Annotated in this window: 15 protein-coding genes and 1 tRNA gene; 4 read left to right on the top strand and 12 right to left on the bottom strand. The window is 60.7% G+C overall.

Features of this window, described 5'->3' with window-relative positions; genetic code table 11:
* Positions 1–12: 12 nt before the first annotated feature.
* From WIN67_RS28080 to WIN67_RS28070, 3 genes are all read right to left on the bottom strand, one after another.
* Positions 13–807: a carbon-nitrogen hydrolase family protein gene (locus tag WIN67_RS28080; RefSeq protein WP_102881049.1), complete on the bottom strand. Its 795-nt coding sequence runs from the start codon at positions 805–807 to the stop codon at positions 13–15.
* A gap of 124 nt (positions 808–931) precedes the next feature.
* A complete protein-coding gene (locus WIN67_RS28075; RefSeq protein WP_110594478.1) occupies positions 932–2614 on the bottom strand; it encodes a flavin monoamine oxidase family protein in 1683 nt (560 codons plus the stop codon).
* A 176-nt stretch (positions 2615–2790) separates the two neighbouring features.
* Positions 2791–3252, bottom strand: coding sequence for an Lrp/AsnC family transcriptional regulator (locus tag WIN67_RS28070; protein WP_011063845.1), 462 nt, complete (start codon positions 3250–3252; stop codon positions 2791–2793).
* 206 nt (positions 3253–3458) lie between these two features.
* Here WIN67_RS28070 and WIN67_RS28065 point away from each other — a divergent pair, with 206 nt between their 5' ends.
* Entirely contained in the window at positions 3459–5834 is a 2376-nt protein-coding gene (locus WIN67_RS28065) for a glucose/quinate/shikimate family membrane-bound PQQ-dependent dehydrogenase (RefSeq protein ID WP_296415567.1), read from the top strand.
* A gap of 174 nt (positions 5835–6008) precedes the next feature.
* Here the strand turns inward: WIN67_RS28065 and WIN67_RS28060 are convergent.
* From WIN67_RS28060 to rpsU, 5 genes are all read right to left on the bottom strand, one after another.
* A tRNA-Ile gene (locus WIN67_RS28060) sits at positions 6009–6085 on the bottom strand.
* Between the two features lie 15 nt (positions 6086–6100).
* On the bottom strand, positions 6101–9844 hold the full coding sequence (locus tag WIN67_RS28055) for a bifunctional diguanylate cyclase/phosphodiesterase (protein WP_339070328.1): 3744 nt from the start codon (positions 9842–9844) through the stop codon (positions 6101–6103).
* Between the two features lie 110 nt (positions 9845–9954).
* The gene (gene rpoD, locus WIN67_RS28050; protein ID WP_102861933.1) at positions 9955–11802 is read right to left on the bottom strand and encodes an RNA polymerase sigma factor RpoD; all 1848 of its coding nucleotides are present in this window, start codon (positions 11800–11802) and stop codon (positions 9955–9957) included.
* 67 nt (positions 11803–11869) lie between these two features.
* Entirely contained in the window at positions 11870–13843 is a 1974-nt protein-coding gene (dnaG, locus tag WIN67_RS28045; RefSeq protein ID WP_339070327.1) for a DNA primase, read from the bottom strand.
* A 480-nt stretch (positions 13844–14323) separates the two neighbouring features.
* Positions 14324–14539 carry a 30S ribosomal protein S21 gene (rpsU, locus tag WIN67_RS28040; RefSeq protein ID WP_002551877.1) on the bottom strand — a complete coding sequence of 72 codons (216 nt, stop codon included), beginning with the start codon at positions 14537–14539 and terminating at the stop codon, positions 14324–14326.
* 200 nt (positions 14540–14739) lie between these two features.
* Between rpsU and tsaD the strand changes: the two genes are divergently transcribed.
* The gene (tsaD, locus tag WIN67_RS28035; protein ID WP_102861931.1) at positions 14740–15765 is read left to right on the top strand and encodes a tRNA (adenosine(37)-N6)-threonylcarbamoyltransferase complex transferase subunit TsaD; all 1026 of its coding nucleotides are present in this window, start codon (positions 14740–14742) and stop codon (positions 15763–15765) included.
* Between the two features lie 38 nt (positions 15766–15803).
* Here tsaD and plsY read toward each other — a convergent pair whose 3' ends face one another.
* A complete protein-coding gene (plsY, locus tag WIN67_RS28030) occupies positions 15804–16373 on the bottom strand; it encodes a glycerol-3-phosphate 1-O-acyltransferase PlsY (RefSeq protein ID WP_102861930.1) in 570 nt (189 codons plus the stop codon).
* Between the two features lie 74 nt (positions 16374–16447).
* On the opposite strand from plsY, the gene folB reads away from it, so the two are divergent.
* A complete protein-coding gene (folB, locus tag WIN67_RS28025) occupies positions 16448–16801 on the top strand; it encodes a dihydroneopterin aldolase (protein WP_102861929.1) in 354 nt (117 codons plus the stop codon).
* The gene (gene folK, locus WIN67_RS28020) at positions 16792–17307 is read left to right on the top strand and encodes a 2-amino-4-hydroxy-6-hydroxymethyldihydropteridine diphosphokinase (RefSeq protein ID WP_102861928.1); all 516 of its coding nucleotides are present in this window, start codon (positions 16792–16794) and stop codon (positions 17305–17307) included. Before folB ends, folK begins: the two co-directional genes overlap by 10 nt.
* Before the next feature lie 51 nt (positions 17308–17358).
* Here the strand turns inward: folK and WIN67_RS28015 are convergent, their stop codons facing one another.
* The 3 genes from WIN67_RS28015 to WIN67_RS28005 all read right to left on the bottom strand — a co-directional run bounded on the left by WIN67_RS28015 (position 17359) and on the right by WIN67_RS28005 (position 21488).
* Positions 17359–18588, bottom strand: a complete 1230-nt coding sequence (locus WIN67_RS28015) for a multifunctional CCA addition/repair protein (RefSeq protein WP_110594484.1) — start codon at positions 18586–18588, stop codon at positions 17359–17361.
* 66 nt (positions 18589–18654) lie between these two features.
* Complete coding sequence (locus WIN67_RS28010; RefSeq protein ID WP_102861926.1) at positions 18655–20217, bottom strand: SpoVR family protein; 1563 nt, start codon at positions 20215–20217, stop codon at positions 18655–18657.
* A complete protein-coding gene (locus WIN67_RS28005) occupies positions 20214–21488 on the bottom strand; it encodes a YeaH/YhbH family protein (protein ID WP_102861925.1) in 1275 nt (424 codons plus the stop codon). Before WIN67_RS28005 ends, WIN67_RS28010 begins: the two co-directional genes overlap by 4 nt.
* Positions 21489–21550: the final 62 nt, after the last annotated feature.

Raw genomic sequence — 21550 nt, 5'->3', positions numbered from 1 at the left:
GATATCCCCGGATCAGCGCTTGCTCAGGTCGTCGTAAAGCTCGGGACGGCGATCGGCAAGATAGTGGTTCAGTGCCTGGGACTCGTGCATCAGCTGACGATCCAGGGTGCCGATGATCAGGGCCTCGTCCAGTCCGGCCAGGGCGATCCGGCTGCCATCGGGGGCGGCGATGCTGCTCTGGCCGCAGTAGCGGATCTGATCTTCCCGGCCGCAGTAGTTGGCGTAGGCCACGTAACACTGGTTCTCGAAGGCCCTGGCGCGAATGGTCACATCGGCGACGAAGTCGTAGGGAATCATGTTCGCCGTCGGCACCAGGATCAGCTCGGCACCGGCCAGGGCCAGGCGCCGGGCGTTCTCCGGAAACTCGATGTCGTAGCAGATCAGGAAACCGAGCTTCCAACCGTTGAGCTCCACCAGGGGGAAGTCATCCGCGCCGGCGCTGAACATCGAGTGATCAAGGTCACCGAACAGATGGGTCTTGCGGTAGTTGCACAGGCGCTGGCCGTGGGCGTCGATCAGTTGCACGGCGTTGTAGATCTGCCCGTCGGCGCTGCGTTCCGGGTAGCCGTAGAGAATCGCCGTACCCGCCGCTTGAGCGATAGCGGCGATGTGCTGGGCCGAGGGGCCATCCTGGGCCTCGGCCAGAGCGCCGACGGCTTCCACACCGATGTTGTAGCCGCTGAGGAACATTTCCGGCAGCACCAGCAGATCGGCATCGGTGGCCTCCATGGCCACCTGATGCAAGCGTTGCAGATTGGCCGTCACGTCCAACGGCAATGGCGGGCACTGATACAGGGCGACACGCATGGTCCTCACTCCTCTGACTGGCTGACCGGGCACTGTAGCCGATGTCTCGCGTTCGGCGTACGGTCCGGCGCCGAGCCCCCAAGGAGCTCTCGCCGGTATTCGCTGCAGCCGCGGTCAGTATTGTTCAATCCGCCAGGGCGATAGGCCCGATCTCATGGAACACATCCCCTGGCCCCGGGTTCTCGGCATGGGTAGCGCCGCCGAAGTGTTTCATGATCCCCCACACGGCATTGAGCGACGTTTGCACCGCGCCCTCGACCCAGGCCGGGGTCCAGGACACATCGTCACCTGCGATGAAAATGCCGCGCTGTTCGGCAGGCATGTCGTCCTGCATGAAGTGCGCGTACATCCGCTGGTTGTAGCGGTAATGGCCCGGCAGCGCGCCCTTGAAGGCGCCGAGGAAGTGCGGATCGGCTTCCCAGGACACGGTGATCGGATCGCCGATGATGCGGCTGGCGATGTCCACTTTGGGGTAGATCTTCTTCAGTGCGTCCAGGGCCAGTTTCACGCGCTTTTCCACGGGCTGCGGGAGCATCTTCAGGGCATCGCTCATCCACGAGTAGGACAGGCAGATCACCCCCGGCTTGTCGTCGCCGTTATCGAACAGGTAGGTGCCGCGGGTCAGGCGGTCGGTGAGGGTCATGCTCATCAGGTCGCGGCCGGTTTCCGGGTCCTTGTCCTTCCAGAATGGCCGGTCGACCATGACGAAGGTCTTCGACGATTGCATGTAGCGGGTGCGGTCCAGGGCCATCCACATCTTCTGTGAGAACAGCGACTCCTCGCATTCGATCTGGGTGGTCAGCAGCCAGCTCTGGCAGGTGGTCAGCACGGCCGCGTATTCCCGGGTATCGCCCCAATTGTCGGTGACACTGAAGCGGCCGTCGGCGGCCCGGGCAATGCGCTTGACCCCGGTGCGTGGTGCACCGTTGTGCAGCGAGCTGAGGCTGGTGCCGGTCGGCCAGTGGGCGCAACGCTCGGGTACGTGGCGCCAGATGCCCAGGGGCACCTGCTCGACGCCGCCCACCACCAGATGCTGGTGGTCGTCGCAGTTGGTCATCACCACGCGGAAGATTTCCAGCATCGAGTTGGGGAAGTCCGAGTCCCAGCCGCCGGTGCCGAAGCCCACCTGGCCGAACACTTCACGGTGGTGGAACGACAGCTTGGCAAAGGCCTTGGAGGTGGCGACGAAGTCGTAGAACGTGCGGTCGTCCCACAGTGGCACCAGGGTGTTCCACAACTCCTTGAGGCGCGGCACATCGCGGTCGCGAATGGCTTGCTGGATCTCGCTGAAGCGCGAGCCGTCCTCCAGGGCGTCGGCCCAGGCGTCGGCGACTTCCTGGAACAAGGCCGGCAGGTCGGCGAGTTTCTGGGCGTAGTGTGTCTGGCCTTCGAGATCGATGACCGTGCTGCCCGACGCCGGGGTCAGCGGGTTGGGGAAGGGCTTGGTCTCAAGGCCGAGCTTGTCGACGTAGTGATAGAAGGCCGTGGACGACACCGGAAAGCGCATGCCGCCCAGCTCGGCGATGATCCCTTCGGCGCCTTCGAAGGCCTGGGAGCGCAGGCGGCCGCCCATCTTCGACGCTTCATAGACCACCGGCTTGAGGCCCAGCTTCATCAGTTCGTAGGCGGCCACCAGTCCGGCGATACCGGCGCCGACAATGGCCACTTCGGTGCCGTGCTGGGCTTGGGGAATGCTGCCCAGGCCGGCGGGATGCTCGATCCAGTCGTCGAAGGCGAAAGGGAAATCCGGGCCGAAAATGGTGATCGGCTTCTTACCGTCTGCAGGATGGCGATTGTTCTTGTTCATGGCTGACCTTGGCGGGCGGCTCAGCAGAGAGCTGAGTATAGGAAAAGATGGCAGCCATTCTAGAGAGGGTGAAACACGTAAATAAGACGCAAACTGTCGTCGTTATGCATTGTTATTTATCAATATGACGAACAGATGGTTCAAATTGACGGCGGAGTGCTATCGGCTGCGGCGCGTCAGAGCGCATGCCCGCGATCGATCTTGCTGCTGAGGATGATCGAGGTGGTGGTCTTTTCCACGCCGTCGACGCTGCCGATCTGGTCCAGCAACTGGTCCAGCTGTTCCGGCGAGTCGGTGCGCAGCCAGGCCACGTAATCGAACTCACCGCTCACCGCGCACAGTTGCTGGACCTGAGCCATGCCACTCAGGCGGCGCAGCACTTCCTTGCCGGAGCGCGGCTGGACCTTGATCCCCACATACGCCTGCAAGCCGCCGTCGACCACCCTCTGACCCAGGCGCACGCCATAGCCGGTGATGACTCGGGTCTTTTCCAGGCGCGCCAGGCGCGAGGTCACGGTGGTGCGGGCAATACCCAACTGCCGGGCCAGCATGGCCACGCTCTCGCGGGCGTTGATCTGCAGGGCGGCGATCAACTGACGGTCGACTTCATCAAGAACGGGAGGGCGGCTATCGGACAAGATGGGCTCCAGCACGGCTATCGAGGGAGCGAGCATGTTACAGCCTCGGGCAAACCCTGGCTGCTGCTGCCGATTGTCTGTTCGGTTCGGGGGCTGATCTTTGGCGATCGGGACTTTTTTTGAAACAAATAGCCTGCGACAAGTTGTCATAAGTAACCAGTTAGTACATTCTCGCGACCTGGTTTTACAGATGGCAGAGGTTTGACATGAAAAACACGGGGGCTGCCACCGGCAGCCGATGGCTCCTGATGGGGCTGGGCGTTCTGATTGCCCTGATCGGGCTCGGCCTGGCGGGGGGCGGTGGCTATCTCCTGAGCCTGGGAGGCAGCGCCTACTTCTTGTTGATGGGCCTGGCGATGCTGGTGTCCGGCGTGCTGATCGCCCGGGCGAATCCCCGTGGTGCAAGGCTGTACGGCGTGGCCCTGGTGCTGACGGCGATCTGGGCGGTTTGGGATGCGGGCCTGGAATACTGGCCGCTGGTTTCGCGGGTGCTGACCTTTGCCGTGATCGGCCTGGTGGTGGCGCTGATCTACCCGACCCTGGTGCGTGCCTCCGGTGCTCGTCCCGGGCGTGGGGCCTATGGCTTGGCGGGGCTGCTGGGCGTTGGCGTAGTGGCGACCCTGGCCTACATGTTCGTGCCGACCCATGTGGTCAAGGCGGACAAGGTGCCGGCGATCCAGCCAGTGGCACCGGGCACTGAACAGAAAGACTGGGCCCATTGGGGCAACACCACAGCGGGTAACCGTTTTGCCGCCCTGGACCAGATCAACAAGGGCAATATCGGCCAATTGCAAGTGGCCTGGACCTTTCGCACCGGTGACTTGCCTGAAAGCAACGGTGCCGGTGCCGAAGACCAGAACACCCCGCTGCAGATCGGCGATACCGTCTACACCTGCACCGCCTACGGCAAGGTGTTCGCCCTGGACGCCGACACCGGCGCCGAGCGCTGGAAGTTCGACCCCAAAGGTTACGCGCCCAACTGGCAGCGTTGCCGTGGCTTGGGCTATTTCGACGCCTCGGCGGTCCCGGTAAGCCAGTCCTCGGCGCCTGCCGCTGCTCCTGCGGCTTGCACCAGACGCCTGTTCCTGCCGACCGGTGATGCGCGGCTGATTGCGCTCGATGCTGAAACCGGCAAGCCCTGTGAAGACTTCGGCCTCCAGGGCACGGTCGATCTGAAAACCGACATGGGCGAGATCAAGCCGGGCTACTACCAGCAAACCTCGACTCCCCTGGTGGCCGGTACCGTGGTCATCGTCGGCGGCCGGGTGGCGGATAACTTCTCCACGGGTGAACCGCCAGGCGTGGTGCGCGCCTTCGATGTGCGCAGTGGTGAACTGATGTGGGCCTGGGACCCGGGCAACCCGGCCACCACCAAGCGTCCGCCAGCGGGTGAAACCTATACCCGTGGCACCCCGAACGTCTGGTCGGCGATGTCCTATGACGCCAAGCTGGGCCTGGTGTACCTGCCCACCGGCAACGCCACGCCGGATTTCTTCGGCGGTCAGCGCAGCGAGTTCGATGACCAGTGGAGCTCCTCGGTTGTCGCCCTTGATGTGAAGACCGGCCAGGTGCGCTGGCACTTCCAGACCACCCACCACGACCTCTGGGATTTCGACCTGCCGGCGCAGCCGCTGCTGTACGACATCCCGGACGACAAGGGCGGCGTGCAGCCGGCGCTGGCGCAAGTCACCAAGCAGGGCGAGATCTTCGTGCTCAACCGCGAGACCGGCAAACCCATTGCTCGGGTGGAAGAGCGGCCGGTGCCCCAGGGCAATGTGCCGGGTGAGCGTTACTCGCCGACCCAGCCGTTCTCGGTGGAGATGCCATCCATTGGCAACCAGACCCTGACCGAATCCGATATGTGGGGCGCAACGCCCTTCGACCAACTGATGTGCCGCATTCAGTTCAAGGGCATGCGCCATGAAGGTGTGTACACCCCGCCCGGGCTGGATCACGCACTGCAGTTCCCAGGCTCCCTGGGAGGCATGAACTGGGGCAGCGTGTCGGTGGACCCCACCAGCCACTACATGTTCGTCAACGACATGCGTCTGGGCCTGGCCAACTACATGATCCCTCGGGATCAGATCGCTGCCGGTGCCAGTGGTATCGAAATGGGCGTAGTGCCCCAGGAAGGCACGCCGTTCGGTGCCATGCGCCAGCGTTTCCTCTCGGCTGTTGGCATTCCTTGTCAGAAGCCGCCGTTCGGCACCATGTCGGCCATTGATCTGAAGACCAGGAAGTTGGTGTGGCAGGTGCCAGTGGGCACTGTGCAGGACACAGGTCCGCTGGGGATTCGCATGCACTTGCCGATTCCTATCGGCATGCCGACCCTGGGCGCTTCCCTGGCGACCCAATCCGGCCTGTTGTTCTTCGCCGGCACCCAGGACTTCTACCTGCGGGCCTTCGATACCGGCAATGGCAACGAAATCTGGAAGGCGCGCTTGCCGGTCGGTAGTCAGTCGGGGCCGATGACATACGTTTCGCCCAAGACCGGGCGCCAGTACATCCTGCTTACGGCAGGCGGTGCTCGTCAGTCGACGGACCGTGGCGATTATGTGATTGCCTACGCGCTGCCTAAATAGCCACCGCGTCACGGCACTCTGAAAAAGCCGCGCACTGCGCGGCTTTTTCATCAGCGCACGCCAGGTATTTCGGCCCCGGATGACCCTGGAAAAGACTGCGCGAAGCGCGCCATGTCCTGTTGCCAGGCAAAACCTGCGGGCACAAAAAAGCCGCGTATCACGCGGCTTTCAATTTGGTGGGCCCACACGGACTTGAACCGTGGACCAAAGGATTATGAGTCCTCTGCTCTAACCAACTGAGCTATAGGCCCTCAGTAGGCGGCGGATTATAACGATGGTTTCTCGGCTGTGCTATCCGAAAAGTCGGAAACCCGGATCTGCAGGAAGGTTGCGCAGAACTCATCGGCTTCCAGGGGCAGGCTGACGATGTAGCCCTGGATCTGCTCGCAGCCTTCGAGAGTGAGGAAGGTCTGCTGGGCCTGGTTTTCAACACCTTCGGCAATGACCGTGAATTGCATGCTGCGGCCCAGGGCGATGATGGCGCGGACTATCGCCACATCGTGGGGGTCGTCCGGCAAGCCGCGGACGAATGATTGGTCGATCTTGAGAAAGTCCAGAGGCAGGCGCTTGAGATAGCTCAAGGACGAGTAGCCGGTGCCGAAGTCGTCAATGGCCAGTTGTATTCCCAGGCGTTTGAGCTGATGCAGTACCTCCAGGGCTTCTTCGGTCTGGCTCATGATGAAGTTCTCGGTGATTTCCAACTGCAGCAACCCAGGCGGCAGGTCATAGTCGCGCAGCAGTTGTTCGATGCGGCCCAGCAGGTTGGGTTGGCGCAACTGGGCACCTGCCAGATTCACTGACAGTGGCCCGAAATTCTCATAGCGCTGACTCCAGGTATGGAGTTGCTGGCAGGCCCGTTCCAGTACCCAGTCCCCGATCAGCAGGATCATGCCGTTCTCTTCCGCCAATGGAATGAAATGCTCGGGGGGGACGTCGCCGAAGTTGGGGTGGTGCCAGCGAATCAGCGCTTCGGCCCCCACCAGTTCGTGGCTGCTGAGGCTGATCTTGGGTTGGAAATAAAGAGACAGCTCTCCACGTTCGATGGCTCGGCGCAGTTCGTGCTCCAGGGCGACACGTTCGCTGGCCTGGGCGGTCAGGTCGCGGGTGTAGCGCTCGACCCGGTTGCGCCCCTTGGCCTTGGAGCGATACATGGCGGCGTCGGCGTTCTTGATCAGCGTGGCAACGTCGCAACCATCCTTGGGGTACAGGCTGGTGCCGATGCTGGCGCTGATGAAGAACTCGTGCTCGCCGGCCTGGAAGGGGGCGGTGAAGCAGTTCAGCAGCTTGGTGGCGATATGGTCGGCGTCGCTGGCCTGATGCAGGCCCGGGAGCAAGATGATGAATTCGTCTCCGCCCAGGCGGGCGACAGTGTCGATGTCTCGTAACTGCTCCTTGAGACGTACCGCGATGCCTTTGAGCAGCAGGTCGCCCACCGGGTGCCCAAGGCTGTCGTTGATGTGCTTGAAGCGATCCAGGTCGAGAAACAGCACGGCGCCCTGGCTGCCGTTTTCCTCTTGGCTGTTGAGCGCGGTCAGTAAGCGGCTTTCGAACAAGGTGCGGTTCGGCAGTCCGGTGAGGGGATCGTGGTGGGCCTGGTAGTCGAGGCGTGCCTGGGCATGCTTGAGGCTGGAGATGTCGGCGAACACCGCAACGAAATGGGTGATCTGCCGATCCTTGTTGCGCACTGCGTTGATCGTCAGCCAGTTGGGGTAGAGCTCGCCGTTCTTGCGACGGTTGGAGATCTCGCCCTGCCAGTGGCCTTCCAGGGTCAGTTGGTGCCACATCGCCGCGTAGAAGGCGCTGTCATGCAGGCCGGACGCCAACAGGCGCGGTGTGTGTCCCAGGGTTTCACTTTCGCTGTAACCGGTGATCTCGCTGAAGGCACGATTGACGGCGCTGATGCGCTGCTGGGTATCGGTGATCATTACGCCTTCGGCGGTGCTCTCAAACACCGTGGCGGCCTGCTGCAGTTTTTCCTGCATCAACTGGCGGTCGGTGATATCCCGGGCAATGGTCAGCATGCAGTCGTCGTCGCCAATGGGCAGCGGTCGGCTCGACAGTTCACAGAGACGGATCTGGCCATCGTTGCGTCGGATGTGGCAGCTGAAGTCACGGACAAAACCGTCCCGCTGCAGCAGGTCGAGCAGCTGCTTGCGCTCGTTGAGGTTGACCCAGATTCCCAGGTCCAGAGTCGAACGATCCAGGGACATGGCACTGTTGAAGCCGGTGATGCGGCTAAAGCCCTCGTTGACCTCGATCAGCAGTCCATCCCGTTGCCGGGTCAGCAACAGCCCATCTGGCGAAGCATGGAAGGCTTTGGCGAACTTCTCCTCTGAGATCTGCAACTGTTGCTGGGTTTCCTTGAGCTGGCTGATGTCGCGCACTACCACCACCAGCGCCGGGGTGGTGTCGAGGTCGAAGGGTTCGGCGGAGATCAGGCCGGTGAAGAGTTGGCCATTGTGGCGGCGAAAGGGCATTTCCAGGTTGCGGATGCTACCGGCCTGCAAGCGCTGCAAGAGGCTCGGGCCGACCCCCGGGATGCCCCAGATATTCAGTTCGGTGGCGGTCTGGCCAATCACGGTTTCGGCGCTCAGGCCGATCTGCTCCTCGAAGGCCTTGTTGACCTCCAGCAGGCAGCCGTCGGACAGGCGCGCGATGACCAGGATGTCCGGGCACTGCTGGAACACCGAGGCGAACTTCTGCTCGGAAAGGCGCAGGGCCTCTTCAGTGTGCTTGGTCTCGCTGATGTCGATCATCAGGCCACGCATCACCGGCTCATGGCCGTGTTCGATCAGGCTGACGATATCGCGCACCCAGAGGCATCGGCCGTCGGCGGTGATCACTCGATAGTCGAGGCTGTGGTCGCGTCCGGCCTGTACTTCGTGGTCGCAGAAGGCCTGGGCACGAGTCAGGTCGGCGGGGTGGATGATGTTGCGCCAGAACCCCGGGATCAGCCAGTGGGACAGGGGGTAGCCCAGCAGGGCTTCGGCATGGGGGGAGACATAGCTGTAAGTGAAGTCGCTGACACGCGCCTCCCAGGCGATGGCCGAGAGGCTCTCCACCAGGCTGCGGTAATGGTATTCACTGCGGCGCAACTCTTGTTCCAGAGCCACCCTGCGGGAGATCTCCGAGCTCAGGCGACGGTTGATGCGGATCACCACCGCCAGCACTGTGACCAACAGCAGGAGGCCGGGCAGGCCGTACATCAGGACATCCGACCAGAACGTCCGATGGTCGAGGACGCTGCCGACCCAATGCTGTTGAATCGCGCTGATTTCCTCGGCACTGAGGTCCGCCAGGACCTTGTCGAGTATGCCCGCCAGGATCTTGCTGTCCCGTGGGACGCCCATGGCCAACTGGTAGCGATAAGGGGTTTCGCCGCTGACGTACAGGCCCTCGAGCTTGAGCTGGCGCAGGCTCCAGACACTGGAGGCCAGATCGCCCACTACGGCGTCCACCTCGTCGGTGGCCAGGGCCTGCAGGGCCGAGCTGATATTGGGCAGCGCCACCAGGTTCAGGTCCGGGTGTTGGGTGCGCAGCAACTCGTGGGGTGCGTAGTTCTCCACCACCGCGACCTTGATGCCGTAGAGATCCTTGAGGTTGCGCGGTTGTGCGCCACCTGCATGGGCCAGGATAACAATGGGGAAGTCGAGATAGGGGCGGGTGAAGGCCATGTAACTCTGGCGTTCCGGGGTCGACATGATGCCGGGCAGCAGGTCCAGCTTGCCTTGCTTGGCATCTTCGAGCACGGCGGTCCAACTGGCCGGTTCGACGGGCGTCAGGGTGATTGACAGGCGTTCCTGGATCAGCTGGATGTAGTCCGCTGCCAGGCCCTGGTAGCGGCCCTCTTCATCCCGATACTCAAAGGGCGGCCAGGAGGCATCTATACCCAGGCGCAGTTGCGGGTGGGCCTTGAGCCAGCCACGTTCTTCATCGGTGAGAGTCAGCGCGCCAGCCGTTGCGGTCCAGGTAAGTAGCGCCAGCAGAAGCATGGCCGACAGTCTGGGCATAACCGTCTCGTTATGGCACGGGGAATGTTTCGAGTGTAGACGGGCTATGGGGGTGGGGGAGGGAGGATCTGCAAAAAGCAAAACCCCCAGCTGGGCTGGGGGTTTTGGGCTTACTCGTCGAGGAAGGAGCGCAGATGCTCGCTTCGCGTCGGGTGGCGCAGCTTGCGCAGCGCCTTGGCTTCGATCTGACGAATCCGTTCACGGGTCACGTCGAACTGTTTACCAACCTCCTCAAGGGTGTGGTCGGTATTCATGTCGATGCCGAAGCGCATGCGCAGGACCTTGGCTTCACGGGCAGTGAGGCCGGAGAGTACTTCGCGAGTCGCTTCTTTCAGGCTCTCAACGGTGGCTACATCGATTGGCGACTGCATGGTCGAGTCTTCGATGAAGTCGCCCAGATGGGAGTCTTCGTCATCACCGATCGGGGTTTCCATGGAGATCGGCTCTTTAGCGATCTTCAATACCTTGCGGATCTTGTCCTCAGGCATTTCCATGCGTTCGCCCAGCTCTTCCGGGGTCGGTTCACGACCCATTTCCTGCAGCATCTGCCGGGAAATGCGGTTGAGCTTGTTGATCGTCTCGATCATGTGCACCGGAATACGAATGGTGCGGGCCTGGTCGGCAATCGAGCGAGTGATCGCCTGACGGATCCACCAGGTGGCATAGGTCGAGAACTTGTAGCCGCGACGGTATTCGAACTTGTCTACCGCTTTCATCAAGCCGATGTTGCCTTCCTGGATCAGGTCGAGGAACTGCAGGCCACGGTTGGTGTACTTCTTGGCGATGGAGATCACCAGACGCAAGTTGGCTTCAACCATCTCTTTCTTCGCGCGGCGGGCCTTGGCCTCACCGATCGACATGCGACGGTTGATGTCCTTGATCTCGGCAATCTTCAAGCCGGTTTCAACTTCAAGCGCGGTCAGCTTCTGCTGGCAACGGATGATATCCGGCTGCAGACGGGCAATGGCTTCGGCGTACTTGCTCTTGCCTTTGGCCAGGGCGTCGGTCCAGCTTTCATCTACTTCGTTGCCCGGGAACTGGCGCAGGAAGTCGGCACGCGGCATGCGGGCATCACGCACGCAGAGTTGCATGATGGCGCGTTCTTGCTGACGCAGACGATCCAGGGCGCTGCGTACACGTTCAACCAGGCCTTCGAATTGCTTCGGAACCAGCTTGATCGGCATGAACAGTTCGGCCAGGGCCAACATCTCGGCGATGGCTTGCTTGTTCTCGCGGCCGTGCTTCTTCAGCGCCTTGCGGGTGATCTCCATCTGATCGGCGACGGCGCCAAAGCGCTGTGCAGCGACGACCGGATCCGGACCGCTTTCGGCTTCTTCTTCGTCTTCGGTTGCTTCAGCTTCTTCGTCATCGCTGTCGTCATCCGCTTTCGCGGTTTTGGTGTCGACAGGAGGCGGTACTTCGGCGGCAGGCGGCGTAATACCGTCATCCGGGTCGATGTACCCGCTGAGAACGTCAGACAGGCGGCCACCTTCGGTGGTGACGCGAGTGTATTCGGAGAGGATGTGATCAACCGTGCCAGGGAAGTGCGCGATTGCGCCCATCACTTCACGGATGCCCTCTTCGATACGTTTGGCGATTTCGATTTCGCCTTCACGTGTGAGCAGCTCTACCGTACCCATTTCGCGCATGTACATGCGCACTGGGTCGGTAGTGCGACCAATGTCGGTTTCCACAGCCGCCAACGCTGCGGCGGCTTCTTCAGCTGCTGCTTCGTCGGTGTCGGCTTCGGCCAACAAAAGGGCATCCGCATCCGGAGCACTCTCGAATACGTTGATCCCCATGTCGTTGATCATGCGGATGATGTCTTCCACCTGTTCCGGATCTGAAATATCCTCCGGCAGGTGGTCGTTGACCTCCGCGTAAGTCAGGTAACCCTGCTCACGTCCACGGCTGATCAACTCTTTGAGGCGAGACTGCTGTTGCGCTTTTCCGGACATAACACCCTATCCACTGAAGGTCTTGGCGGGCAAAAAACAAGCCGAGGATTATACCCGAGCTATGACCTCACGCGCCAGTTGAGGTCGGGTTTGATGCGGGAACATTGCGTTTTAGAAGCTCAACCAGCTGTATTTTCTCTTCGCTGCTGAGCTCGCTTTGGCGCGATTTCCTGAGAAGTTGTTCTAAAACACGCTCGCGTTGGCGGGCGGACAAGCTATTAATGGTGTCGAAAAACTGTTGTTCAAGGTTATCTCCGTCGATCAACCACTCTTTTTCTGCCAGTGCGGTAAGCAGGTGCCCCTGTTGAGTGCCGTGCCAGCGCGCCATCAGCTGATGAATAGAGCGTAGCTTAGGATTTTTCTGTACGGCTTCGATCAGGGCCACCAGCAACTGAGTGTTGGTGTTGTCGTCATCGGCAAAATGTCCGGCATCTTCAACTTTTTCTGCCAGTTGCGGGTGATGCAGCAGGGTGCGCAAGGCTGCAAGCGTAGGAGGCTCCACCGCCGCCGGGACGCGAGGGCCGCGAGGCTGGTCGCGATCGCCCTGGCGCTTGCCTTTGCCGTTCTTGTCCCAGGGCTTGTTTTCCCATTTCTTGCCACCGCCGCTTTTCTTCGGCGTCCACTCTTGTTGAGGGGCGTACGCTTCCTGATGGGGCTCGTGGTAGTCGGCATAATCCGGCATGGCGTCGTAGTCGATGCCAGCGTCATAGATTGGGGGGGCTTCCGCTGGGGCGCTGTGGGCTAGTTGATTCACCGTTTCATTGGTCAGGCCGGTGATTTCGGTCAGGCGCTGGCGCATCAGGGTGCGCAGGTTGGCCCCTGGGATTTTCTCGATCAGCGGTGCTGCCAGGGTCGCCAGATGAGCCTTGCCTTCCAGTGAGCGTGGGTCGGCCTCGTCGATCAGTTGCTGAAAGAAATAGTCCGCCAACGGCTGGGCGTGCTGGTTGATGCGGGCGCGGAAGGCGTCTGTGCCTTCGGAGCGGACCAGGGTATCGGGGTCTTCCCCTTCCGGCAGGAACAGGAAGCGCGCGCGGCGCCCGTCCTGCAGGCAGGACAGGGTGGCCTCGAGGGCGCGCCAGGCAGCTTTGCGTCCGGCTTGGTCGCCGTCAAAGCAGAACAATACGTTGGGCACAATGCGGAACAGGCGCTTGAGGTGTTCCTCGCTGGTGGCAGTGCCCAGAGTCGCGACGGCATTGCGCAGGCCCTGCTGGGCCAGGGCGATCACGTCCATATAGCCTTCGACGACGATGATCTCGTCGAGGTTGCGGTTGTTCTTGCGAGCTTCGAACAGACCGTAAAGCTCTTGGCCCTTGTGGAAGACCGGAGTTTCCGGAGAGTTCAGGTATTTGGGTTTGTCGTCCCCCAGAACCCGGCCGCCGAAGGCAATGATCCGGCCGCGGGTATCGCGGATCGGGAACATCACGCGATCGCGAAAGCGGTCATAGCGCTTGCCGGTCTCGGCGTTCTCAATCAGCAGCCCGGCATCGATCATGGCCTTCTGCTGCAGAGTGTCGCTGCTCAGGTGCTTGAACAGGTTGTCCCAGCCGGGCGGCGCAAAACCCAGACCGAAGTCCCGGGCAATTTCGCCGGTGAGGCCGCGCCCCTTGAGGTAGTCGACTGCTGCCTTGCGTGCCGGGTGGCTTTTCAGTGCCTGGCGATAGTAGTCGGCAGCGGCGCTGAGCAGCGGGTACAGCGGTGAGTCTGTGGGTTGTCGGGGTTTGCGCTGGCCACGATTGCTTTCCTCGCGGGGGATCTCCATGCCGGCAGCTTTCGCCAGTTCCTCGACGGCCTGGGGAAAGTCCAGATTGTCGTGGTCCATGATGAAGCCGAGGGCATTGCCGCCTGCGCCGCAACCGAAGCAGTAATAGAACTGCTTGTCGGGGCTGACGCTGAAGGAGGGGGTCTTTTCCTTGTGGAATGGGCAACAGGCTGTGTAGTTCTTGCCGGCTTTCTTGATCTGCAGGCGCGAGCTGACTACATCGACGATGTCGGTGCGGTTCAGAAGGTCGTCAATAAAGCTCTGGGGAATAAGCCCGGCCATTGCGTTCTCGTCATCACTGCGGGGAAAAATAGCCCTGGCGACGCTGTCGAAAGATCAGGTGAGGCGGGGCCTGAAGGGGGCGCTGCTCGACCTGGTTTTCGGCTTGATCGCAGTCGGGAAGTGTATCTGCCGAACGTCCACTGACGTTAATTGCAATCAGTATTCGACTATTTGAGGCAGTGCGCTGAGTCCGACAGTGGCCATTGGAGGGCCTCGGATAGCTCATCAAGCGGGCGCTGGAGAAGGGCGCCTTGGGCTGATCGTCTGCAGGAATCAGTAAGGGTGTGCTCGTCAGTAGCCTTGGAAGGCTCGTCAGAAAAGACGTGCACCGCTGGCAAGAAGCCAGGTCTGACGTGGTGAAGCAGATTTGTCTGGGTCGCATGGGCGGCTTTGACGGTGAAGCATCAAGCGTATTCCGCAAATGCCATTAGCCCAGCTGAGGGCCGGGCTTGGCAGAAGCTTGCAGCGAACGTCTGTGTATTAGTACAGACGTACGGCGCGGCGCTGTTCGCGCTGAACTTTCTTGGCGTGACGCTTAACAGCAGCAGCTGCTTTGCGCTTACGCTCGGAAGTCGGCTTCTCGTAAAATTCGCGGCTACGAACTTCAGCCAGAACACCGGCTTTTTCGCAGGAGCGCTTGAAACGACGCAGAGCTACGTCGAAGGGTTCGTTCTCTTTAACTTTGACGGCTGGCATCCAGAGCTACCTTCATTCATTACCGGGGTCAACGTTCTCGTCGCAAAAATCGCGGCTGAGGTCGTCGGTTTTTAAGGGTTGCGGATGTTAACCCCTCAACGCTCGGAATGCAAAGCCTCTGATCGAAAACCGCTGGCCGGGCGCGGGAGTGGCGACTATTATGCGCGCCTTCGAATTCAGCCTCTACAAGGCGCAAACCCATGCTAGTACTGGGATTAGAAACCTCCTGCGACGAAACCGGCGTCGCGCTTTACGACAGTGAGCGTGGCCTGCTGGCCGATGCGCTGTTCAGTCAGATCGACCTGCATCGCGTCTACGGTGGCGTGGTGCCGGAACTGGCCTCTCGTGACCACGTCAAGCGTATGCTGCCGCTGATTCGTCAGGTCCTGGCGCAAGCTGACTGTGTCTCCACCGAGATCGATGCCATTGCCTACACTGCGGGTCCCGGTCTGGTGGGCGCCTTGTTGGTAGGTGCCTCCTGCGCCCAGGCGCTGGCCTTTGCCTGGGGGATTCCGGCCCTGGGCGTGCATCACATGGAAGGTCACCTGCTGGCGCCGATGCTCGAGGAGCATCCGCCGGAATTTCCGTTCGTCGCTTTGTTGGTATCGGGCGGCCACACCCAGTTGGTCCGGGTTGATGGCATCGGCCAATACCAGCTGTTGGGCGAGACCCTGGACGATGCGGCAGGCGAAGCGTTCGACAAGACCGCGAAAATGATTGGCCTGAATTATCCAGGCGGCCCCGAGATCGCCCGCCTGGCAACACAGGGCGTCCCAGGGCGTTTTGTCTTCCCGCGGCCAATGACCGATCGTCCGGGCCTGGACTTCAGCTTCAGCGGCTTGAAGACCTTCGCCCTGAACACCTGGCAGCAGTGCGTCAGTGCTGGAGACGACGGTGAGCAAACCCGTTGCGACATCTCTCTCGCCTTCCAGCAAGCGGTGGTGGAAACTTTGACCATCAAGTGCAAGCGCGCCTTGAAGCAGACAGGCCTCAAGCGTGTGGTCATTGCCGGGGGTGTGAGTGCCAACAAGGCCCTGCGAGCCTCCCTGGAAAACATGCTCGCCGAGATGAACGGCAATGTGTTCTACGCTCGTCCCGAGTTCTGCACCGACAACGGCGCGATGATCGCCTATGCCGGCTGTCAGCGTTTGCAGGCCGGACAGCAGGAAAGCCTGGCGATCAGTGTGCAGGCACGCTGGCCGATGGAGCAGCTGTCAGCACTCTGAGAGAGGCGCGCAAGCTGAAGTCTTTTCATCTGTCGGATTCAAAAATGCCGTTCGCGCCCGGCAAACAGGTCGCGTAGATTGCCGCGATGGCGCCAAACGATCAGTAGCGTGAGTACGCTCATCGGTAGTAGTGCCTCAGGTTCCTGCCAGGCCAGTAGCGGCAGGGTCAGGGGGGTGGCGATCAAGGCGGCCAGTGAGCTGGTGCGGGTCAGGTAGAAGGTCAGCGCCCAGGCGGCGATGGCCAGGAGCGCCGCCGGGGGATAGAGCCCCAGCAACATGCCGGCAGCAGTGGCGACGCCTTTGCCGCCGCGAAAGCGGAAGTACAGTGGGAACAGGTGGCCGATTACGGCGTAGAGTCCGATCCACGCCTGTTGCTGCAACGAAAGCCCCGCAAGGTGGGCGATCAGCACAGGCACCAGGCCTTTGCACAGATCCCCCAGCAGGGTTAGGACAGCGAGTTTTTTGCCGGCCAGGCGCAGCATGTTGGTGGCACCGGCATTGCCCGAACCACTCATTCGCGGGTCGGGGTTGCCCGTGAGGCGGCTGAGCAAAATGGCGAAGGACAGAGAGCCAAGCAGGTAGGCGAGAATCGCCAGTAACCAAAACATGCTAACTATTCCGGGCGAGGATGCCCTGATTCTAACGGCGCATTGCGCCCTTGTCGTGCTGCGGAGAAGAGTGCTTGGACAGAGTGTTTATCGAAGGACTGGAAGTGGACACCGTGATTGGAGCCTACGACTGGGAGCGTGGCATCCGACAGTGTCTGCGTCTTGATCTGAGCTTTGCTTGGGATAATCGCCCGGCTGCTGCTGGGGACGATCTGACGCTGGCGTTGGATTATGCCAGTGTTTCCGCGCGGATCCAGGCGTTTGCCGAGCAGGCCCAGTACCAGTTGGTGGAAACCTTTGCCGAGCGTCTTGCCGAAGTGTTGATGAGCGAGTTTCACATTCCTTGGCTGCATTTGAAGCTGACCAAGCCAGGCGCTGTTCCGGCCGCCACTGGCGTGGGTGTGGAGATCGAGCGCGGATGTCTCTGACTCAGGTGTTTCTGGGGCTTGGTAGCAATATCGAGCGTGAAGCTCATCTGCGGGCCGGGCTCGATGCCTTGGCCGGTTTCCTGGTGGATATGCGTTGCTCGGCAGTGTTTGAAAGCCAGCCGGTGGGAATCAAGAGCGGTCCGTTCTTCAATCTGGTGGTGTCGGGTTACACCGACTTGCCGTTGACTGAACTGGACCGGCGTTTGAAGTTCATCGAGGCGGACAACGGTCGTTATGCCCCGGACCGCAAAGGTTTGCCACTGGATATCGATGTGCTGCTGTACGGCGACCTGACTGGCAATTTCGATGGCTTGATCCTGCCCCGTGCGGAAATCCTGAAGAATGCCTTTGTGCTTTGGCCGTTGTCGCTGATGGCGCCGGAGCGGCTACACCCATTGGCCGGCAAGAGCCTGGGGATGCTTTGGGATGAGGCGCAGATCGATCAGGTTCTAGCGCCCGTGGCCTTCGAATGGCAGGGCAGGCAACTGACGCCTCCGGGCCTGTAACTCCTCGGGCTCTCCTTGTGCTGACAAGGCTGGAGCCTTGTCAGCAGTTTCTCAGGATGCGTGCTGTTCCTTGTAGGTCTTGATTGCCTTCAGTCGCTCCAGCCTCAGCGCCTCACCCAGTTCCGGGCCTTTGAAGCCCTGCTCCAGTAAAGGTTGAACCGCCACTGAGCGCGCCGCGTTGGCGGCGCCGTGCAGGTAATCTGCTTGGGGGTAAGGTCGCGACTCCAGTCCCAGGCGACCACGGGCGTCCATTTCGCAAGCAGCAATGAACTCTTCAAAGCGCTGCGGACGGCGGAAGACGTCGAAGCTTTGCAGCAGCTCAAGCAGTGTCGAAGCCTTCAGTTCCTGGGCCTTGTGGGCGTGGGTGTGATACTGCCCCACCAACAGCGCCAGCTCCTGGCATTCCCGTGGGGCCTTGAAGCGCTCATTGACGGCCTTGATCAGTTCAAGTCCTTTGTGCTCGTGACCAATGTGGCGTGGCCACTCCTCCTCGGGTGTCACGCCTTTGCCCAGGTCGTGGAGCAGGCAGGCCCAACGTACCGAGAGGGGCTGCTGGTGCAGCGCTGCTTGCTGCAACACGCTCAGGGTATGCAGGCCGGTGTCTATTTCCGGATGATGGGTCGGTGGCTGGGGAACGCCGAATAGTGCGTCGACCTCAGGTATCAATACGGCCAGGGCGCCGCAGTCACGCAATACCTGGATAAAGACCTGAGGCTGATCCTCCATCAGGGCGCGAGACATCTCCTTCCAGCTGCGTTCCGCCGTCAGGGCTTGAAGCTCGCCTGACTCGCTGAGTTGGCGCATCAATTCAAGTGTCTCAGGGGCCACGCTGAAGCCCAGGTCGGCGTAGCGCGCGGCAAAGCGTGCCACTCGCAGAACTCGCAGGGGATCTTCGGCGAATGCCGGTGAAACATGGCGCAACAGCCGGTTTTCCAGATCCTTTTGACCGTTGTAAGGATCAGTCACAAGACCCTGATCATCTTCGGCCATGGCGTTGATCGTCAGGTCGCGGCGAATCAGGTCCTCCTCCAGGGTGACTTCCGGACTGGCATGGAAAGTGAAACCGCCGTAACCCCGTCCACTCTTGCGCTCGGTTCGAGCGAGGGCATATTCCTCGCCGCTCTTGGGGTGCAAAAACACTGGAAAATCGGCGCCCACCGGGCGAAAGCCCTTGGCGATCATGTCTTGCGCACTGGCGCCCACCACGACCCAGTCGACGTCGGTGACTGGTCTGCCCAGCAAGCGATCGCGTACAGCACCGCCGACTTTATAAATCCGCATAAAAAAACCTCCGTTAGCGCGACAGGATAACCCTTGTGCCGCGCTAACGGAGGCTCGTTCTTGGCCTCAGAGGTGGATGACTGCCAGGTCCAGTCGTCCGTAGTCGTTTTCGTTGTGATCGCTTCTCGGCGGTACGTGAAGGGTTTTTATCACCTGATCGCCCTGCAGGGTTTCCAGGTGAATATCGAAGCCCCAGAGGCGGTGCAGGTGCTTGAGCACCTCCTCGGTGGAATCCCCCAAGGGTTTGCGATCGTGTTGCTGATGGCGCAGGGTCAGCGAGCGGTCGCCACGACGGTCGATGCTCCAGATCTGCACGTTGGGTTCACGGTTGCCCAGGTTGTATTGCGCGGCCAGGGTTTCCCGAATGATTCGATAGCCGCTTTCATCATGGATTGCTGGTACCAGCAGGTCATCCTTCTGGTCGTCATCCATGATGCTGAACAGCTTGAGGTCGCGGATCACCTTGGGCGACAGATACTGCAGGATGAAGCTCTCATCCTTGAAGCTGCTCATGGCGAACTTGATGCTCGACAGCCAGTCGGTACCGGCCAGTTCTGGGAACCAGCGGCGATCTTCTTCGGTGGGGTCTTCGCACATGCGGCGGATGTCCCGGTACATGGCAAAACCCAGAGCGTAGGGGTTGATGCCGTTGTAATAAGGGCTGTCGAATCCCGGCTGATAAACCACGCTGGTGTGGGAGGCGAGGAATTCCATCATGAAGCCGTCGGTGACCAGGCCTTCGTCATACAGGTCATTCATCAGGGTGTAATGCCAGAAGGTGGCCCAGCCTTCGTTCATCACCTGGGTCTGGCGCTGCGGGTAGAAGTACTGGGCGATCTTGCGCACGATGCGGACAATTTCTCGCTGCCAGGGCTCCAGCAATGGCGCATGTTTTTCGATGAAATACAGGATGTTTTCCTGAGGCTCTGCGGGGAATCGCGCGTTGTCCTTGTCGCTGTATTTGTCCGCGCCTTTGGGAATCGTGCGCCACAGGTCGTTGATCTGTTTCTGCAGGTGCTCTTCCCGGTCCTTCTGCCGACGCCGTTCTTCCTCGGCGGAGATCGGGTAAGGCCGCTTGTAGCGATCGACGCCGTAGTTCATCAGGGCATGGCAGGAATCCAGCAGATCCTCCACGGCATCGATGCCATGGCGTTCCTCGCATTGCATGATGTACTGCTTGGCGAACACCAGATAATCGATGATCGAGCTGGCATCGGTCCAGGTGCGGAACAGGTAGTTGCCCTTGAAGAAGCTGTTGTGGCCGTAGCAGGCGTGGGCAACCACCAGTGCCTGCATGCAGATGGTGTTCTCCTCCATCAGATAGGCGATGCAAGGGTCTGAATTGATCACAATCTCGTAGGCCAGTCCCATCTGACCACGGCTGTAGGACTTTTCGGTACTGAGAAAGTGCTTGCCGTATGACCAATGGTGATAACCCAAAGGCATGCCCACCGAGGCGTAGGCATCCATCATCTGCTCGGCGGTGATCACCTCGATCTGGTTGGGATAGGTATCCAGAGCATAGCGAGCCGCAATACGGCTGATTTCGCGGTCGTAGGCCTGGATCAGCTCGAAGGTCCATTCCGAGCCCGTTGAGATGGGTTGGCGCTTCTGCTCTCTGGCGGTCATGTCACTAACCTGCGCTGGAAGAGTTCACGGAAGACCGGATAGATATCGCCGGCCGAAACCAATTGTTGCTGGGCGAACGTGTCGGAGAAGGCTTCGGCGATACGTTCGTACTCGAACCACAGGGCCTGGTGCTCACGTGGAGTGATCTCCACGTAGGTGTAGTACTGCACGAAAGGCATGATCTGGTTGATCAGGATATCGCGGCAGATGGGCGAGTCATCGTTCCAGTTGTCGCCGTCGGAGGCTTGTGCGGCGTAGATGTTCCATTCGTTGCTCGGGTAGCGCTCGGCCATGATTTCCTGCATCAGCTTCAGCGCGCTGGAGACGATGGTGCCGCCGGTTTCCCGGGAATAGAAGAACTCTTCCTCATCCACTTCCCGGGCGCTGGTGTGGTGGCGGATGAAGACGACGTCGATCTTGTCGTAGTTGCGCTTGAGGAACAGGTACAAAAGGATGAAGAAGCGTTTGGCGATGTCCTTGGTCGCCTGGGTCATGGAGCCGGATACGTCCATCAGGCAGAACATCACCGCCTTGGAGCTGGGGTTGGGCTGTTTCACCAGCAGGTTGTATTTGAGGTCGAAGGTGTCGAGAAAGGGCACGCGGTGAATCCGCGCACTCAGGCGTTCGATTTCAGCTTCCAGTTCCTGGATATCGCCGAAGTTGTCCGGTTCTTCCCGCTTCAGTCGCTCCAGATCCTCCTTGGCCTCCCGCAGCTTGGCCCGGCTGCTGCCGGACAAGGCAATGCGTCGGGCGTGGGCCGAGCGCAAGGTGCGGATGATGTTGATCCGCGATGGGTTGCCTTCGTTGCTGATCCCGGCACGCACGGTCTTGAAGGTGTCTGTCCCGGTCAGGTTGCGTTTGACCAGGTTGGGCAGCTCCAAATCCTCGAACATGAACTCGAGGAACTCTTCCTGGGTAATCTGGAAGACGAACTCATCCATGCCTTCGCCGGAATTGCCTGCCTTGCCGCGGCCAGCACCGCCTCCACCGCCGCCTTGAGGCCTGGCGATATGTTCGCCTGCGGTGAATTCCTTGTTGCCGGGATGGACCACGGTCTGTTTGCCGCCACGGCCGTGGTGCAGCACCGGTTCGTCGATGTCCCGTCCGGGAATACTGATTTGTTCGCCATGCTCCATATCGGTGATGGAGCGGCGGCTGACGGCCTCTTCGACGGCCTTTTTGATGTGGTCACGGTAGCGCCGCAGAAACCGCTGGCGGTTCACCGTGCTCTTGTTCTTGCCATTGAGACGTCGGTCGATCACATAGCTCATGGGCCCCTCCGGGGAGCTTCAAGACATAAGCCTCAAGCCGTAAGTCACGCTGCAGCAGAGCC

Origin of the sequence: Pseudomonas idahonensis, from assembly GCF_037903935.1 — a bacterium.
Taxonomy (GTDB): domain Bacteria; phylum Pseudomonadota; class Gammaproteobacteria; order Pseudomonadales; family Pseudomonadaceae; genus Aquipseudomonas; species Aquipseudomonas danubii.
This window is presented reverse-complemented; position numbering and strand designations above follow the sequence as displayed.

What these genes read in the sequence shown, in the direction of transcription:
- WIN67_RS28080 (WP_102881049.1), bottom strand. Translation starts at nt 807, where the DNA reads ATGCGTGTCGCCCTGTATCAGTGCCCGCCATTGCCGTTGGACGTGACG.
- WIN67_RS28075 (WP_110594478.1), bottom strand. Translation starts at nt 2,614, where the DNA reads ATGAACAAGAACAATCGCCATCCTGCAGACGGTAAGAAGCCGATCACC.
- WIN67_RS28065 (WP_296415567.1), top strand. Translation starts at nt 3,459, where the DNA reads ATGAAAAACACGGGGGCTGCCACCGGCAGCCGATGGCTCCTGATGGGG.
- WIN67_RS28055 (WP_339070328.1), bottom strand. Translation starts at nt 9,844, where the DNA reads ATGCCCAGACTGTCGGCCATGCTTCTGCTGGCGCTACTTACCTGGACC.
- rpoD (WP_102861933.1), bottom strand. Translation starts at nt 11,802, where the DNA reads ATGTCCGGAAAAGCGCAACAGCAGTCTCGCCTCAAAGAGTTGATCAGC.
- dnaG (WP_339070327.1), bottom strand. Translation starts at nt 13,843, where the DNA reads ATGGCCGGGCTTATTCCCCAGAGCTTTATTGACGACCTTCTGAACCGC.
- rpsU (WP_002551877.1), bottom strand. Translation starts at nt 14,539, where the DNA reads ATGCCAGCCGTCAAAGTTAAAGAGAACGAACCCTTCGACGTAGCTCTG.
- tsaD (WP_102861931.1), top strand. Translation starts at nt 14,740, where the DNA reads ATGCTAGTACTGGGATTAGAAACCTCCTGCGACGAAACCGGCGTCGCG.
- plsY (WP_102861930.1), bottom strand. Translation starts at nt 16,373, where the DNA reads ATGTTTTGGTTACTGGCGATTCTCGCCTACCTGCTTGGCTCTCTGTCC.
- folK (WP_102861928.1), top strand. Translation starts at nt 16,792, where the DNA reads ATGTCTCTGACTCAGGTGTTTCTGGGGCTTGGTAGCAATATCGAGCGT.
- WIN67_RS28015 (WP_110594484.1), bottom strand. Translation starts at nt 18,588, where the DNA reads ATGCGGATTTATAAAGTCGGCGGTGCTGTACGCGATCGCTTGCTGGGC.
- WIN67_RS28010 (WP_102861926.1), bottom strand. Translation starts at nt 20,217, where the DNA reads ATGACCGCCAGAGAGCAGAAGCGCCAACCCATCTCAACGGGCTCGGAA.
- WIN67_RS28005 (WP_102861925.1), bottom strand. Translation starts at nt 21,488, where the DNA reads ATGAGCTATGTGATCGACCGACGTCTCAATGGCAAGAACAAGAGCACG.